The sequence below is a fragment of the Pseudoalteromonas sp. Z1A6 genome (genome assembly GCF_011378745.1).
In the GTDB taxonomy this organism is placed as follows: domain Bacteria; phylum Pseudomonadota; class Gammaproteobacteria; order Enterobacterales; family Alteromonadaceae; genus Pseudoalteromonas; species Pseudoalteromonas arctica.
In genome coordinates, this window is record NZ_WTKW01000426.1 from 1 (window position 1) to 3,199 (window position 3,199).

1 protein-coding gene is annotated in these 3,199 nt (G+C 38.1%); it reads left to right on the forward strand.

Annotated features, from left to right (window positions below; all coding sequences use genetic code 11):
- Positions 1 to 35: 35 nt before the first annotated feature.
- Entirely contained in the window at positions 36 to 3,149 is a 3,114-nt protein-coding gene (locus GQR46_RS18075) for a TonB-dependent receptor (protein WP_165741878.1), read from the forward strand.
- Positions 3,150 to 3,199 lie beyond the last annotated feature (50 nt).

A 3,199-nucleotide genomic window follows, 5' to 3' on the forward strand; every position in this document is an offset into this window, starting at 1 on the left:
TAAAAATTTAATTAATAACTACACGGGAAAATTAAATGAAAACTCAACTTCGCAAAACAGCTCTTTCACTTGCTATTGCAGCATGTGTTGGTGTAAGTGGCGCTGCAATGGCTAACGAAACGACCTCTGCAATTAAAGGTCATATAACGGGCCCTAATGGCAACCCAGCAGCCGGCACTAAAGTAACAATTTTACACGTGCCTTCTGGTTCAGTAAAAACAACTGAAGTAAATGACGCTGGTTATTTCACAGCTAAAGGCCTGCGTGTTGGCGGCCCTTATAAAGTAGTTGTTGATTCAGATGTATATGCAGACCAAGAATTTAATAACATTATTCTTAATATTGGTAACGACTACCCAGTAAACGTTTCTCTTGAGTCACAATCAAGCATGGAACAAATTGTAGTTACTGGCGCGCCGATTAGCTCTATGTCTGGCGGTACTGGTCCAGCTTCTACTTTCACACTTACAGATCTAGAGAACCAGCCTGCTATTAACCGTGATTTGAAAGATATCATTCGTGTTGACCCGCGTGTAGCAATTGATGATAGTCGTGGCACTATTAACTGTGGTGGTGGTAATCCACGTTTTAATAGCTTAACGCTAGATGGCGTTCGTATGAACGATAACTTCGGTTTAAGCTCAAATGGTTACCCAACTATTCGTGCCCCTTTCTCTTTCGATTCAATTGAACAAGTAGCAGTAGAGCTTGCACCGTTTGATGTTCAATACGGTGGTTTTACATCGTGTAATATCAATGCAGTAACTAAATCTGGCGGTAATGAATTACATGGCGGTGTGTTCTTCGATTACACTAATGATTCAATGAAAGGTGATAAAATTGAAGGCGAAGACGTTGATAACGGTAGTTACAGCGAAAAACGCTACGGTTTTAATGTTGGTCTTCCGCTAATTAAAGATTCATTATTTTTATACACTTCATATGAAAAATTAGAAGGCGTAGCACAATTTAACTATGACCCTTTAGGTTCAAGCGTTTCTGCAAGTGATTTAGCACGTATCCAACAGATTTCTCAAGATGTGTATGGCTATAATGCAGGTACTACACCTTCAAGTTCACCAGTAGATGATGAAAAAATCTTAATTAAATTAGATTGGAACATCAACGACTCTCACCGTGCTAATTTAATATACAACTACAATGATGGCTTTACATTATCTCAATCAGATACGGGTTCAACTCGCCTTTCATTAGATAGCCATTTTTATGAGCAAGGTGCAGAATTCACTTCAATTATCGGTTCAGTTTATTCAGATTGGAGCGACGACTTCTCAACTGAAATTCGTCTAGGAAAATCAGAGCTTGATGCTCGCGTTGAGTCTTTAGATGCAGCAAGTAGCTTTGGCGAATTCCAAATAGAAACAAGCGATGGCGGCACTGTATATTTAGGTCCAGATGACTCTCGTCAATCAAACGATTTAGATTACGATACAACTACCTTTAAACTTGCTGGTACTTACTACCTTGATCAACACACAATTACTGCAGGTTTTGAATATGAAGAGTTAGAAGTATTTAACCAATTCGTACAGCATACACAAGGTGAATGGCGTTTTGATGATATTGAAAAATTCGAATCAGGCCAAGCAGCTCGTATTTATTACAATAATGCAGCTGGTACAAACAATCCAGCAGATGCTGCTGCAAGCTTTTCGTACTCACAAAGTACTTTCTATGTACAAGATGAATATAGCTTCTCAGACATTGATGCATCTTTAACGTTCGGCCTTCGCTATGACAGCTATAGCAGTGATGACAAACCAACATTAAACCAAAACTTTACTGACAGATATGGTTATAGCAACCAAGGTACATTTGACGGTATTGATTTATTTCAACCACGTATCGGTTTTGAATGGTATGCAACTGATGCACTTGAAATTCGTGCTGGTCTAGGCTTATTCTCAGGCGGTAATCCAAATGTATGGTTATCTAACTCATATTCAAATGATGGTATTACTAACATAGGTTTACAAATTCGTGATGTTGACCTATTCAATACACCAAATGTAAATGGTGGTGGTCCAGGTTTTGATGTACCTCAATCTATGTTTGATGAGATTGCAGCCGTTACTCCAGGTTCTGGTGACTCATCTGTAAATGCTGTTGACCCAGATTTTGAAATTCCATCAGAATGGAAATATTCAGTTGGTGCAACTTATACAACTGAAGACGAGTATGTAATTGCATTAGATTTCCTTTATTCTAAAAAACGTGATGCTGCAATTCTAAAAGATATTGCTCTGCAATCATCTGACGAAACATCATTTGATGGCCGTCCTCTTTTAGAATCAATTGAAGGTCGTGATGGTGATTTATTATTAACTAACGTCAATGGCGACAATGGTGATACTTCAATCATCTCTGCAGCTGTAAGCAAAGCTTTTGATAATGGTATTAAAGTACAGCTATCTTATGCTTATACAGATGCTGATGATGTTAATCCGATGACTAGTTCTACATCTAGCTCTAACTACGGTAACTTAGCAACGTCTAATGCGCTTAATCCGGGTATTGCATCATCTGATTATGAAATTCCACATCGTTTTACATTAAACCTTGCTTACACGCATGAGTTTTTCGATGGCTACAACACTCGCTTTAATTTATTTGGTGAAGCATACAAAGGTTTACCTTACAGCTTTACATTTAACGGCAGTGATGAAGCTTTCGGTGATGCCAATTCAAACCGTTCTCGTCAACTTCTTTATGTACCGTTAGTAAACGATCCTAACGTTGTTTATGACATGAGTGCTGATGATATCAATGAATTTAATGACTTCATTGCATCTGAAGGCTTAAAACGTGGTGAAATTTCAGGTCGTAACGCACAAAACTCTGATTGGTTTGTGAAGTTTAACTTTAAACTAACTCAAGAAGTACCTGGCTTTATGGATGGCCATAAAGGTGAAGCATTCTTTGTTATCGATAACTTAACTAACATGTTAAATGATGACTGGGGTGTGCTTAAGAAAGGTCCATTCGTTGGCGCTCGTATGATTTCAACTGATATTGATGATCAGGGTCGTTATGTTTATTCAAACTTTAACGCAAATAACGCAAGCACTACAACTCAACGTGACGCATCTCTATGGGAAATGCGTGTAGGTGTTCGTTACACTTTCTAATTTAGCTTATTAAATTAGCTATTATTTTAAAAGCCCACTTTGGTGGGCTT

What these genes read in the sequence shown, in the direction of transcription:
- GQR46_RS18075 (WP_165741878.1), top strand. Translation starts at nt 36, where the DNA reads ATGAAAACTCAACTTCGCAAAACAGCTCTTTCACTTGCTATTGCAGCA.